Annotated in this window: 12 protein-coding genes, 1 tRNA gene and 1 pseudogene; 9 read left to right on the forward strand and 5 right to left on the reverse strand. The window is 69.7% G+C overall.

Annotation, left to right across the window (positions count from 1 at the left end):
* The first annotated feature begins 376 nt into the window (after positions 1-376).
* Positions 377-1,057: an AfsR/SARP family transcriptional regulator gene (locus tag BLQ63_RS07965; RefSeq protein WP_177154831.1), complete on the forward strand. Its 681-nt coding sequence runs from the start codon at positions 377-379 to the stop codon at positions 1,055-1,057.
* A gap of 88 nt (positions 1,058-1,145) precedes the next feature.
* Here BLQ63_RS07965 and BLQ63_RS07970 read toward each other — a convergent pair whose 3' ends face one another.
* On the reverse strand, positions 1,146-1,541 hold the full coding sequence (locus BLQ63_RS07970) for an SH3 domain-containing protein (RefSeq protein ID WP_091031332.1): 396 nt from the start codon (positions 1,539-1,541) through the stop codon (positions 1,146-1,148).
* Between the two features lie 292 nt (positions 1,542-1,833).
* On the opposite strand from BLQ63_RS07970, the gene BLQ63_RS07975 reads away from it, so the two are divergent.
* A complete protein-coding gene (locus tag BLQ63_RS07975; protein ID WP_091031335.1) occupies positions 1,834-2,766 on the forward strand; it encodes a phosphotransferase family protein in 933 nt (310 codons plus the stop codon).
* Positions 2,767-2,776: 10 nt separating this feature from the next.
* On the opposite strand, the gene BLQ63_RS07980 is transcribed toward BLQ63_RS07975, so the two are convergent.
* Entirely contained in the window at positions 2,777-3,697 is a 921-nt protein-coding gene (locus BLQ63_RS07980; protein ID WP_218125132.1) for a LysR family transcriptional regulator, read from the reverse strand.
* A 139-nt stretch (positions 3,698-3,836) separates the two neighbouring features.
* On the opposite strand from BLQ63_RS07980, the gene BLQ63_RS07985 reads away from it, so the two are divergent.
* Together BLQ63_RS07985 and BLQ63_RS07990 are read left to right on the forward strand one after the other, a co-directional pair.
* A complete protein-coding gene (locus BLQ63_RS07985; RefSeq protein ID WP_091031338.1) occupies positions 3,837-4,697 on the forward strand; it encodes an aldo/keto reductase in 861 nt (286 codons plus the stop codon).
* Between the two features lie 17 nt (positions 4,698-4,714).
* Complete coding sequence (locus tag BLQ63_RS07990; RefSeq protein ID WP_091031341.1) at positions 4,715-5,647, forward strand: aldo/keto reductase; 933 nt, start codon at positions 4,715-4,717, stop codon at positions 5,645-5,647.
* Between the two features lie 75 nt (positions 5,648-5,722).
* Here the strand turns inward: BLQ63_RS07990 and BLQ63_RS07995 are convergent, their stop codons facing one another.
* Complete coding sequence (locus BLQ63_RS07995) at positions 5,723-6,388, reverse strand: DUF4386 family protein (RefSeq protein WP_091031344.1); 666 nt, start codon at positions 6,386-6,388, stop codon at positions 5,723-5,725.
* Between the two features lie 35 nt (positions 6,389-6,423).
* On the opposite strand from BLQ63_RS07995, the pseudogene BLQ63_RS29795 reads away from it, so the two are divergent.
* Positions 6,424-6,627, forward strand: a pseudogene (locus tag BLQ63_RS29795) (helix-turn-helix domain-containing protein); the annotation flags it as partial.
* A gap of 288 nt (positions 6,628-6,915) precedes the next feature.
* Here BLQ63_RS29795 and BLQ63_RS08005 read toward each other — a convergent pair.
* The gene (locus tag BLQ63_RS08005; RefSeq protein WP_091031348.1) at positions 6,916-7,869 is read right to left on the reverse strand and encodes a helix-turn-helix domain-containing protein; all 954 of its coding nucleotides are present in this window, start codon (positions 7,867-7,869) and stop codon (positions 6,916-6,918) included.
* A 138-nt stretch (positions 7,870-8,007) separates the two neighbouring features.
* Here BLQ63_RS08005 and BLQ63_RS08010 point away from each other — a divergent pair, with 138 nt between their 5' ends.
* Together BLQ63_RS08010 and BLQ63_RS08015 are read left to right on the forward strand one after the other, a co-directional pair.
* Positions 8,008-8,694, forward strand: a complete 687-nt coding sequence (locus BLQ63_RS08010; RefSeq protein WP_091031352.1) for an SDR family NAD(P)-dependent oxidoreductase — start codon at positions 8,008-8,010, stop codon at positions 8,692-8,694.
* Positions 8,695-8,965: 271 nt separating this feature from the next.
* Positions 8,966-9,042: transfer RNA gene (locus BLQ63_RS08015), tRNA-Pro, on the forward strand.
* Between the two features lie 477 nt (positions 9,043-9,519).
* Here the strand turns inward: BLQ63_RS08015 and BLQ63_RS08020 are convergent.
* Entirely contained in the window at positions 9,520-10,119 is a 600-nt protein-coding gene (locus tag BLQ63_RS08020; protein ID WP_091031355.1) for a GOLPH3/VPS74 family protein, read from the reverse strand.
* Between the two features lie 272 nt (positions 10,120-10,391).
* On the opposite strand from BLQ63_RS08020, the gene BLQ63_RS08025 reads away from it, so the two are divergent.
* Both BLQ63_RS08025 and BLQ63_RS08030 read left to right on the forward strand, forming a co-directional pair.
* Complete coding sequence (locus BLQ63_RS08025; protein WP_091031359.1) at positions 10,392-10,922, forward strand: hypothetical protein; 531 nt, start codon at positions 10,392-10,394, stop codon at positions 10,920-10,922.
* Between the two features lie 602 nt (positions 10,923-11,524).
* Positions 11,525-12,766, forward strand: a complete 1,242-nt coding sequence (locus BLQ63_RS08030; RefSeq protein ID WP_177154832.1) for an ABC transporter substrate-binding protein — start codon at positions 11,525-11,527, stop codon at positions 12,764-12,766.
* The last annotated feature ends 59 nt before the right edge of the window (positions 12,767-12,825 follow it).

A 12,825-nucleotide genomic window follows, 5' to 3' on the forward strand; every position in this document is an offset into this window, starting at 1 on the left:
CCGCGTCCGTTCGCATACGCGTGTATCGGCTCCCGAGCGCGCGAATGGACGCGATAGGTCCCGTGACAGGACAATGGAATTGTGATGGCTTTCATATCTCTTGGACATCGATGGCGGTGCCGGAATTCGCATCGGAATACCACTGGAGAACCATGCACATCGCTGAGGAACCGGCCCGCTGAGGGGGTGGTCGAAGCGCGGTTTTCGGAACCACATTGATCACTGGTTTCGTCTAGAATTCGAGTCCAGAGTCAGAAGAGATCCAATCTGAACAACGCTGGGAGCATAGGTGGAGTTTAGGTTGCTAGGCCCGTTCGAGACACGCCATCAGGGAAAACTCATCGAACTCCGCGGTGGGACCTATCCGAAGATACTGGTGTTGCTGCTGCTCGGCGACGGGTCGGCGGTCTCCATCGTCCGCATCGTCGATGCGCTGTGGGACGACGCCCCTCCGTCGACCGCGTGGCGGCAGGTCCGCAACCGCGTGGCCTCGCTCCGCAGGGTGCTGAGGGCCCACGGCCATGATCCCGTTCAGACGGTGCCACAGGGCTATCGGATTCACACGGGCGAGGTCGACTGCGACAGCTCCCATTTCGCCGCGTTCACGGACCGGGCGAGGGCGATCGCGCAGGACGGCCGGCTCCGGGAGGCCGTGCAGATCATGGACGACGCCCTCGCGCTGTGGACCGGACCGGCATTGATGGGCCTGTCGGGAAAGGTCTTCGAGGCCTCTTCGCTGCGGCTCGAGGAATCGCGGCTGAGCGCGATCGAATCGCGCGCGTCATGGCAGCTGCGACTCGGACTCTCCGCCCGGGTGATCGGCGAGTTGTCGGAACTCATCGTCGCCAAACCGTACCGGCAGCAATTGGTGTACCTGTACATGTGCGCATTGCAGCACGACGGGAGGGCCGCCGACGCATTGAAGGCGTACGAGATGTACCGCTCGCGGTTGAACGACGAGCTCGGCATCAATCCGGGCCAGCAGTTGCAGCAGTTGTACGTCTCCATATTGCGCGATGAAATGCCTTATATGGACAATCGGTCGCTGCAGTTCTGACGCCCCGGAACGAGAGCGCCCGGGCCCCTGAGGGTCCGGGCGCTCGATGATGTCGGTTCGCCGGCAAGGCGTGCCGCCGGCGGACCCGCTAGCAGTGGACGCTCGCCCCGTTGCCGATCAGGAGGCTGTCCTTGATCCAGCCCTGCACGCCGGTGTTGACGTCGTAGATGTGCGACCACGTGCCGCCGGTGCCGGAGTCCCAGCAGTCGTACTGGAGCGTGTGCGAGGCCTGGGCCTGGCCCACGATCGTGCAGGCGGGGCTGGAGTTGTGGGGACCGGTGCGGATGTTCACGCCGTTGCCGGTGGTGCCGCCGTAGCTGCCGTCGTAGATGCCCCACGAGTGGTTGCAGTTGGACTGGACGCCGACGTCTCCGGCGGGCCGGACGGTCTCGGCGCCGGCCTGGGCGGCGGAGAAGCCGACGGTCGCGAGGACCAGCATGGTGCCGCCGGCGATGGCGGCGATCTTGCGGGCGAAGGGTTTCACTTCTTGTCTCCTCCTTGATGTCGGACCGTTCGGCGGGAAGTAGAGGCTTCTCGTCGTCCGGCCCTGCCAAGTCGCTGAGCGACGCTCAATCGACATATGAATGGTCGCGTCGTCGCACACAGTCACGGCATCGATGGGGAACAACCCGTGCACATCCGCTGCACAATCCGTAGTGGAGCCGCGCGACTGAGGGCCTTTGCGTCACTCCTGCGCCGCCGGCAGGGATTCCGCGTCGGTGGTGGCGGCCGGTAATGCGGTTGCGCGTGCGGCGGCGGGCGGCTGTACTTCCCCCATGGTCGACTTCCGGCAAGGGCACACCGCCGCCTGGGCCCAGTACTTCGCGCGCCGGGGATTCCCCGTCGCCGAACCGATCGCCGCCGGCGTCGAAGGCGCCGTGTACCGGCTCGAAGCCGGCACGGTCGCCAAGGTGTGGAGCGGACGGCCCCCGGCCGACTTCGCGCTCACGCGCGAGGTGTACGCGGACATCGCGCACCACCGCCCGCCCTTCGCCACGCCGGAGATCCTGAAGACCGAGGAGGTCGACGGGGTCCTCGTCAGCTATGAGCGCGAACTCCCGGGGACGCCGCTCGCCCCCGACTCCGGGGTTCGGGACCCGGGCCGTGCGATACCGCCCGGACAGGCCGACGCCCTCCTCGCCGTCCTGCGCGGCCTGGCCGCCGTCCCCGGCACCGATGCCATGCGGCGCTTGACGGTCCAAGGCGACGACCGCCCGCTCTGGCAGGACCGCGCGCGCTTCCCGGACGCCCTCGCCGACCTCGTCGAACGCGCGGTCGGCCGCCACCGCGACCTGCTCGCCGCCCACGTCCCCGACCTCGCCGTCACCGTCGAGCGGACCGTGCGCGCGCTCAGGGCACTGCCCGATACTCCCGTCACCGTCGTCCACGGGGACCTGGTGCCGCCCAACGTGCACGTCGACGCCACCGGCCTCCCGGTCGCCGTCCTCGACTTCGGGTTCTTCACCACCGCAGGCGATCCCGCGTTCGAGGCCGCCGTCACCGCCGCCGTCTGGGACATGTACGGGCCCTATGCCGAGGAGCACGTCGCGACCCTCACCGGCCGCTTCGCCGCCGAACTGCGCCACCCGCCGCAGACCCTCGCGCTCTACCAGACCGCCTACGCGCTGGCGACGTACGACCTGTTCTCCACCGACGGCACCGACGGCCACTTCCGCTGGTGCGCCGCACTGGTCGACCGCTCGGCTTGACGACCCGGCTTCAGACGGGCAGTCGCACCGGTTCGGCCGGGGACGGCGCGGCGTCGGCGCCGGGGAGCAGTTCGAGGAGATGCGCGGCGGGGGAGTCGGCCTGGTCCCAGGCGGTGGAGACGACCGACACCGTCCACTGAGGCGTGTCCTCTTCGGTCAACGGCAGGACGCGCAGCGCGGCCGCCTGCGGCTTCGCGGCGACGTGCCTGGGGACCACGGCGATCCCCAGGCCCCGGGCGACCAGGTCGAGCAGCGTGTGGACGTCGTTGACGGTGCAGCGCACGCGCCTGCGCAGGCCGCGCGCGGCGAACACCGACTCGTTCAGCGCCCGCACGCCCCAGGCCGCGCCGAAGTCCACGAAGTCCTGGCCGCCGAGGGCGTCCCACTGCACGGAGGAGCGCGCGGCGAGCGGATGGTCGGGCAGCGTCACGACCACCAGCGGCTCGCGGCCGATCTCGCGGTGCGGCAGGGTGCTCAGGCGCTTGTCGGTGGCGACGAACGCGACGTCGAGCTCGCCGGCGCGGACCATGCCGAGCAGGTCGTGCGAGCCGCACTGGGTGAACATCGTCTCGACCAGCGGGTGGCGGCGGTGGAAGCGGTCGAGCAGGGAGTTGACGTCGACCAGGCCGAGGCACTGCTCGGCCCCGATGCTGAGCGAACCGGAGACGGCGCGGCTCGCCTTGACCACGGCGTCGCGGGCGCCCGCGGCCTGCTCGAGCATCATCCGCGCGTACGGCAGCAGCGCGAACCCCGCCTCGGTGGGCTCGACCCGGCGCGTGGTCCGGGTGAACAGGGCGGTGCCCAGCTCGTCCTCGAGGCTGCGGATCGCCGCCGACAGGCCCGACTGGGAGATCCCGATCAGCTCCGCCGCACGTGTGAAGTGCCTCTCATCCGCGAGCGCGACCAGGTACTCCATCTGCCGCAGGTCCATGAATCATTCCCTCGGATTCTCAATTCCAGAAACACCAGTTGTTGGACTTCTAGATTAGCCGTATCTAGCATCAACCTGGTAATCCGCCAGCCGACGGGAGCGCGGCAGCGCCTCCCGCCCAGCCGCAAGGAGTGCACCAATGCAGCAGCGCACCATCGGGGACCGGCAGGTCTCGGCGATCGGACTCGGCGGGATGCCGATGTCGATCGAGGGCCGGCCCGGCGAAGAGCGGTCGATCGCGACCGTCCACGCCGCGCTGGACGCCGGCGTCACGCTCATCGACACCGCGGACGCCTATCACCGCGACGCGAACGAGGTCGGCCACAACGAGTCCCTGATCGCCAAGGCGCTCAAGGAGTACGGCTCGGGCGCCGACGACGTCCTGGTCGCGACCAAGGGTGGCCACCTGCGCCCCGGGGACGGCAGCTGGACCAAGGACGGCCGCCCCGAGTACCTGAAGGAGGCCGCGAAGGCCTCCGCGCAGCGCCTCGGCGTCGAGGCGATCGGCCTCTACCAGTTCCACCGCCCCGACCCGCAGGTCCCGTACGCCGACTCGATCGGCGCGATCCGCGACCTGCTCGACGAGGGCGTCATCCGCCTGGCCGGCATCTCCAACGCGAGCGTCGCCCAGATCGACGAGGCCAACGAGATCCTGGGCGGCCGGCTCGCGTCGGTGCAGAACCAGTTCTCGCCGCGGTTCCGCTCCAGCGAAGGCGAACTCGAGCACTGCGCGAAGATCGGCGTCGCGTTCCTGCCCTGGAGCCCCTTGGGCGGCATCAAGAGCGCCCCCGAACTCGGCAGCCGTCACGAGGTCTTCAACGAGGTCGCGAACGAGCTCGGCGTCAGCGTCTACCAGGTCACCCTGGCGTGGCACCTCGCGCTCGCGCCCGTGGTCGTCCCGATTCCGGGCGCCTCGCGTCCCGAGAGCATCCGCGACTCGGCCGGCGCGGCCGAGCTGAAGCTCACCGGCGACCTGGTCGCCCGCCTGTCCGCAGCCTAGAGAATGAGGATTCACCGATGAAGAGGTTCAAGCTGCCCGGCACGGAGATCGAGGCGCCGAACGTGGTGCTCGGGCTCATGCGCATCCCCGACAAGACCGACGAGGAGGTGCGCACGCTCGTCAAGACCGCCACCGACGCGGGGATCGACTTCCTCGACCTCGCCGACGTCTACGGCCACGAGGTCCACGGCTGCGAGCGCCGCTTCGGGGAGGCCATGCGGCTCAGCGCGTCCGAGCGCGAGCGCCTGGTGATCCAGACCAAGGCCGGGATCGTGGGCCCGGGCCCGTACTTCGACTTCTCCTACGAGCACCTCATCGAGGCCGTGAACGGCTCGCTCGAAGCGCTGAACACCGACTACATCGACATCCTGCTGCTGCACCGGCCCGACGCGCTCGTCGAGCCCGAGGAGGTCGCCCGCGCGTTCGACGAGCTCGCCGCCGCCGGGAAGGTCCGCGCGTTCGGCGTCTCGAACCACACGCCGCGCCAGATCGACCTGCTGCGCAAGCACGTGACGCAGCCGCTGGTCGCGAACCAGGTCCAGCTCTCGATCACGCACTCGCCGCTCGTCGCGCAGGGCATCGCGGCGAACATGCAGGGCCTCGACCAGTCGATCAGCCGCGACGACGGGCTGCTGGACTACTGCCGGCTCAACGACATCACGGTGCAGGCGTGGTCGCCGTTCCAGGCGGGCTTCTTCGACGGGCCGTTCCTGGACTCGCCGAAGTACCCCGAGCTGAACGCCTCGATCGACCGACTCGCCGCCAAGTACGGCGTCCCGCCGATCGCGATCGCGGTCGCCTGGATCACGCGCCACCCGGCGAACATGCAGGTCGTCATCGGCACCACCACGCCCGAGCGCGTGGCCGCCTCGGCACAGGGCTCGGAGGTCCCGCTGACGCGCGCCGAATGGTACGAACTGGTCCGCGGCGCCGGATACACCGTCCCTTAGGGACACCGACTTCAATTCCACTGAGGGGGGCGGCGGCGTCCCGGGTCTGAGGGGACCCGGGACGCCGCCGCCGTGCTACCTCCTGCCGCGGATGAGGAAGGCCCCGTAGAGGACCAGCCACGCCACCCAGATCAGCCAGCCCGTCAGGCCGAGGAGCCCCAGCGCGTTGCCGCCGTCCATCACCTGCGGGGTGAGGACCGCCGAAGCGAACTGGAGCGCGGCCGCGCCGAACCCCATGGCCGCCAACCAGGTCGGGATGACCCCGCCGCGCCGCCCCGCCGTCGACAGGCCGACCAGCGCGAGCGCCAGGAAGGTCCCGTTCAGGCCGAACAGGGCCTCGTGCAGCGCCCACAGCGCGGTCGCGCTCTCCTCGGCCTGCGTGTGCGCCAAGGCGAGCCGGACCGCGCTGACCGTCGTCATGTTCAGGTTCTGCAGCAGGATCCCGGCGAAGCCGACCAGCGCCCAGGCCTCGCCCCGCTCGCGCTCCCCGTCGCGGACGGCCGCGACCGCACCGGCCCCGAACACGGTCGCGACCACCCAGACGAAGGGCAGGAACACGGTCCCCAGGCGCATCGCGCCCGCCTCGGCGCCGAAGAACGCGACCGCGTCCTCGGGCTCCGAACCCGGGGTCGGGAGCCCGGCCGGGACCAGGACGAGGACGTTCAGCAATAGGATCAGGGCCGCGAAGCCGATGCCCGCGATCCCGCCGATCCGGGCGAACGCATTGATTTTATGGTTCATATATTCAATATATGCTGCGAAAGATTCGAGGGGACATGGGGACACCCGCGGGCCGCCGCGCCTACGACTCGCTGCGCCGTACCGACCAGGCGCACCGCACCAAGGCCGAGATCGCGCAGGCCGCCCGGCGGCTGTTCACCGCCAACGGCTGGGCCGCCACGACCATCCGCGAGGTCGCCCGCGAAGCCGGGGTCGCCGTGCCGACCGTCTACGCGGCCTACGGGAACAAGACCGGCCTCGCGCTGGCCCTGTCCGACGCCGCCCACGACGAGTCCGACCTGCCGGCCGAGATCGCCGCCCTCGAAGCGGCCCAAGGCGATCCGGCCGCGCAGCTCGCCGCGATGGCGGGCTTCGACCGGCGCCTGTTCGAACGCTCCGGCGACCTCATCCTCATGCTGCGCGAAGCCGGCCGCGCCGAACCCGAACTCGCCCCGGTCTACCGAGACGGCCGCCGCCGCGCCGACGCCTTTCGCGCCGAGGTGTTCGGCTCCTGGCCCGAAGGCACACTGCAAGCGGGCGTAGCGGAGTCAGTGGACGTCTACGCGGCCCTGTGCAACATCGACGCCTTCCGGACCCTCACCGCGGAGCGGTCCTGGAGCCCCGACCGGATCGAGGCCTGGTGGGCGGGACTGCTGGCGAGGGAACTGCTCGCCCCGGCCCTCGGGTAGGGCCGCGGAGGCCAGGAGCGCCAGCTTGTCCGCGTCGCCGGTCCCGGCGTCGGGGTGGAACACCACGAGGTTCAGGCCCTCGGCCCCGCCCACGGCCAACCGCTCCCGGTTGAGGGTCAGCTCCCCGACCTGCGGGTGGTCGAACCGCAGCGGCGTCCCGCGCTGCCCCCGCACCTCGTGCCGCGCCCAGAGCTTGCGAAACCGCGGACTGGCCAGCGAGAGCTCCCCGGCGAGCTCGATGAAGCGGGGGTCGTCGACGTCGTTGCCCACCGACTGCCGCAGGTTCGCGATGAAGCACTCCGTGACGTTCTCCCACTCCGGGTACAGCGCCTGCTCGGCCGGGTCCAAGAACAGGTTCCGCAGCTGGTTGCCGCCCACGACGAGGCGGGGATCGAGCGCGCGGGCCAGCGCGTTCGACGCCAGGACGTCGAAGTACCGGCCCTCGATGAACGCGGGCTGCACGAGGGCGTCCAGGAGCTTGAGCGCGCCGTCCGGCACGGTCTCCTTTTTCGGCCGGCGCCTGCGCTGGCGGTGCACGTCCGAAGCGAGCGCGAGCAGGTGCGCCACGTGGTCGTCGTCGAGCCGCAGCACCCGGGCGATCGCCTTCAGCACCTGCACCGACGGGTTGCGGTCGCGGCCCCGCTCCAGCCGCAGGTAGTAGTCGAAGCTGATGCCGGCGAGCATGGCGACCTCCTCCCGCCGCAGGCCCGGTACGCGCCGCACCCCGATGTCGGGGATGCCGGCCTGCTCCGGCGTCACCAGCTCGCGCCGCGCTCGCAGGAACGCGCCCAGGGCATTCGATTTCTCGCTCACCCCTCCAGCGTAAGACCGCCCGCCGCGAGCAGAGGGGGTCCTGTGACACCCCCGGCACGACAGGACTCAGGGTCCGCCGTCCGGCCGCGCATAGCGTGGCGAGGGCCCGCTCAGGGCGCACTTTCCAGGAGGAGACCCATGACCGTCACACTGATCACCGGGGCCAACAAGGGCATCGGCTTCGAGACCGCCAGGCAGCTGCTGGCACTGGGACACACCGTCTACATCGGCGCACGCGACCCCGAACGGGGCGGGAAGGCCGCGGCGGCGCTCGGCGCGCGATTCGTGCAACTCGACGTGACCGACGACGATTCGGTGAACGCCGCGCTGGCGACGATCGCCGCCGACGAGGACCGACTCGACGTCCTGGTGCACAACGCGGGCGTTCTCGGGGCCGGGGCCGTCGACGGGCCCACGGCCCTGCGCGTCTTCGACACCAACGCCGTCGGCATCGTGCGCGTCACGGAGGCGGCGCTGCCGCTCCTGCGCAAGTCCGCGAACCCCGCCGTCGTCACCGTTTCGAGCAGCGCGGGCTCGTTCTGGGCGGTGAACAACCCCGAACGCCCCGAGTTCCACCTGCCGACGACGCTCTACTCCGCGTCGAAGGCGGCGGCGACCATGCTGACGGTCCAGTACGCCAAGTCCCAGCCGGGCATCAAGTTCAACGCCCTCGAACCGGGCTTCACCGCCACCGACATGACCGCGGGTTTCGAGGGCGGGAGGTCGCCGGAGGAGAGCGCCCGCACGGTCGTGCGCCTGGCGACCCTGGGCCCGGACGGGCCCACCGGGACCTTCCAGGACGAATCCGGGCCGCTGCCCTGGTAAGCGGCGCAGGCGATGCCGCCTCACGGGCCCCGTGAGGCGGCCGGTGCGGAAGGCCGCTCCGCAAGCCGTCGCCGGCGACGCGCACGCCGAGATCGCCTAGCAGCCCTACCCGCTCCAGGCCGGCGTATGTCGGCCCTCTTCCGGGCGAGGCTCTGACTGCCGGGCCGTTCGCGCAGTTCAGGCAACGGACGCACCCACGGCGCCGGCGAATACCTGGCGGCGTTTTGAGGCGGTGGTGCTGTACCCTGGCTGAGGCCGCTTTCGCGGCCATCGGGACGTGGCGCAGCTTGGTAGCGCACCTCGTTTGGGACGAGGGGGTCGCAGGTTCAAATCCTGTCGTCCCGACCAAAACTCCCAGGTCAGGGACTTGCTCCATGGCTTGGGAGCTTTCCTTTTTTGCGATTGCTCGTCTCTCGCTGGTCTAGACGTTCCAGGATGCCCTGGGATACCCAGGGGCGACAGCCTTCTTTTGGGTTAACTAAGTCCCAGTCTTCGGTGAACTCGAGCCTGGTTGCGTGCCTTAGGGTGTCGCCAGCAAACATCGGAAAGTTCGAGGGCGCCAGGTGAGAGGCGTTCAAGGTGCACATGTCGGGTGACCCGTCAGCATCACACCGCTGATGTGGGGGCACCTGTAGTAGGGCATCGCTGGTGCCTCCAGGTCTGGTCAGTTTCGAGAGACTCCCGGAGAAGGTCGTCTGTGCCCCGGGCCTCGATGAAGGCGATGTTCCTAATGATGATCTGGGTATCCGGGTCGAGGAGCCCGCTACGCGAAATGTGCGGCCGTCTACCGCGCGGTCCTGGTCATGACCGTGCACAGGGCAAGCCCTAGAGTCTGTCGCGGTTGGCGATCGCCCTGCGTATCGCGGTGCCGATCCAGTGGGCCTCCGCGAGCGCCCTGATCTCCTTGCGGGACGGTCGGGTCCGGCGGTCGGGGAAGAGCGAGTTCTCGAGTCGGATGGCGGCGACGAGCGACAGGAGCGCCTGCGTGCGCTCGTCGAACGCGCGGCCGTTCCGGGCGGCGGAGGCGAGGCGGGTGCGGGCGTCGGCCGTCGCGTTTCGATCGCTTGATCGGTATCGGATGTCGGTGAAGATCCCCAGAGACTTCGTGCTTTCGTGGAGCAATGCGCCGGAGGCGACGAGGCCGTCGCGCACGGTCGGCAGGAGGCCCTTCTTGGTCTCTTTGACCAGGGCGTGCGGTGAGCAGGGCTTGTCCGCGGCGATGGCGGCGAGGCGCGAATCGAGGAGGGGATCGCCCGTGGGCGTCGGGTCGAGGACGCGGACCTTCTTGCCGTCTAGGCCGATGCGTCCGGCGAGCACGAGTTCGTAGAGGACCGCGCCGCCGAGGCCCAGGTCGAGGTGCGTGCTGGCCCGGCCGTTCGTGCTTTCGTGCGAGATCAGCGCCAGCTCTTCGAGCAGTGTGGGCATGGCTTCAGCCTAGGGCCTGGAAGATCTGGTCCCAGATGCCGTCCGCAGTCCAGCGGTCTGAGTTGGGCATACTGCCTCCACGACCGCCCGCCCGATTATGAGGATGTCCCGATCGTCGAGAAGGAAGATCTCGGGATACTGAGGCTGCATCCTTCGCTTGCCGAGATGGGGCATTGCGGCGACCGGCGTCCCGCGCACGCGCGTCGGTATGTTGGCGGCGGAGGGCCATACTCGTCGGCGAGGCACGACGAATCGACGACGAGGCAGGGAACATGACACGGCAGCGGCCCCGGACCTACCAGTGGCACCTCGCCGCGGACGGCACCGCGATCAAGGCGTACCCGAAGGCGCTGGACCACTCGAACCCGCAGCAGGAGGCGCCGAAAGGCCTGAAGTACCTCCGCTACGCCACCGTGCGGCGCCTGGCGCTCGCGGACTTGTACGCCGTCGAGGACGCCCTCGACGAGTCCGCCGCGCGCTACGAGCGCGTGGCGCGGGCGGTGACCCTCACGGGCGTGTTCGGGCTGGCCGCAATGATCGTCGGCTGGCTCGTCCTCCCCGCGATCGGCCTCGACGATGCCTGGACGCCGATCCTGCGCGTCGCCTCGATCCCGGTCCTGGCGGTCGGCGTCGCGGGCGTGATGTTCACGCCTCTGTCGATGCGCCGCAGCATCGACCGCATCCGCACCGAAGGGGGCCTCGACGTCTCGGCGCCCAAGGTCCTCAAGGAGGACGAAGCGCTGGCCCTGCTTCACGCCCCGGGGACGGTCTCCGGCCCGGCTATTGAAGCAGGCACCCTCTGAGGGGCCCTCACTCCTGCGGTGGCAGGGTGGGGTGCACGGTCCGGCGTCGCAGCGGTTTTGCCACAGGTGTCAGCGGTCGGCGACCTGGATCGCTCTGGCTGGGCCGCGGTGATGGCGGCGCCGTAGGCGCCGGCCCGCAGACGCGGCTCCGCTCGATCCCCAGCATGCCGGCCCTCCGGGCGACGCCGACCTCGGCGGCACCGGACTCTCCCACGTTGAGGAGATCGTCGACATCGACGGCTACACCGCCGAGGTACTCGACGTAGAACGCCGCGCCATCTCCAGCATCGGCCTCCGCCCCAACCCCTCGACGAGCGAGCAGGACACCGCCCCGCTCGAACAGTCGATCCACCAGTCTCGGCCCGGCACGTCATCGCCGTGCCCCGATCCGTGCCGGCATTCCGAGGCGCCGCGGTTTCGGTGATGGCGACTTCGGTCGTGCAGTGGATTGCCGTGAGGCGGCCGAAACCATGTGAATTGGCCTCGTTTCACCATGGGAGCAGGCCAATTATTCGCGATTGGCACTGGTTCGGGTGCCAATCGGCCCAGAGTATTGGTCTCACGAAGTGCGCGATGGCGCACCCCTCGAGAGGAGATCAATGATGATCAGCTGTAGCGCGCGACGCGCGTCCCTGGCGGTGATGGCCGCCGGCGCGCTCGCCCTCACCGCGTGCTCAGGTGGCGGCGACGACGGCGACGGGACCGGGTCGATCACGTTCGGCAACTGGCAGTGGCTCGAAACGGGCCGCGGCGAGGCCATGTGGGACGCCGCCACCGCGTTCGAGGACGCCGAGCCGGACATCCGGCTGGAGAAGTCCGAGACCCCCTTCGCCCAGTACGCGGACAAGCTCAACACCGAGCTCGGCGCCGGCGCCGGACCCGATGTCTTCGTCGTCCTCGACCGGCAGTTCGCCACCCTCGCGGAGGCGGGCCTGCTCGAACCCCTCGACGACGCGGTCGCCGACGCGGACCTCAACGCCACCAACGACAACCTCAACATCGACGGCGAGCAGCTCGCCGTCACCTGGGAGCAGGTCAGCTACGCCCTACTCGGCAACGCGAACGTCCTCGAAGAGGCCGGGATCGAGCAGATGCCCACCACCGTCGAGGAGCTCATCGCCGCGGGCGAGCAGGCCGAGGCCGCCGGGTTCGACGGCTTCGCCGTGCGCCACCAGATGAACGAGTACAACGGCTGGGCCTACGACTTCCCCAGTTGGACCTACGGCTACGGCGGCTCCTGGTCAGACGGCGAGAACCTGACGGTCGACTCCGCGGAGAACATCGCCGGCGTCAGCGCCTACAAGGAGGTCTTCGACGCCGGGATCGTCCCGGTCGGCGACGACGCCTCGACCTTCCGCTCCAAGTTCAAGGAGAACCAGCTGGCGATGATCATCGACAACAGCGGCACCGCGCTGTCGCTGACCTCGGACAGCCAGCTCACCGGTCAGGACCTCGTCTCGGCGCCGCTGCCGTTCCCCGACCCGGGCGCGCACCAGAAGCTCGTCCTGGCCGTCAACGCCAACAGCGACAACAAGGAGGCCGCGAAGCAGTTCGTCTCGTGGGCGGTCTCCGAAGAGGGCCAGGCCACGCTCCGCCCGTCGCTCGGCGCCAGCGTCCTGGCGACCGACGTCCCGATCGACGCCGAATTCGCCGCGGCCAACCCCTGGGCCGAGACGTTCGTCGAACTCGGCGCGACCAACCGCAGCGGCCTGCCCGCCGGCTTCGAGACCGAGGCCGACCCGATCATGCGGGCCGTACTCGAACAGGTCGAACGCGTCATCACCGAGGACCTGGACCCCGCCGAGGCGATGCGCAACGCCCAAGCCGCCCTGGAAGCGGACTGACCCCGAACGCCGGGCGGGCCCGACCCGCCCGGCACCCGCTCACCGAGACGAACCCACAG

Origin of the sequence: Glycomyces harbinensis (genome assembly GCF_900101745.1) — a bacterium.
GTDB classification, from domain to species: Bacteria; Actinomycetota; Actinomycetes; order Mycobacteriales; family Micromonosporaceae; genus Glycomyces; species Glycomyces harbinensis.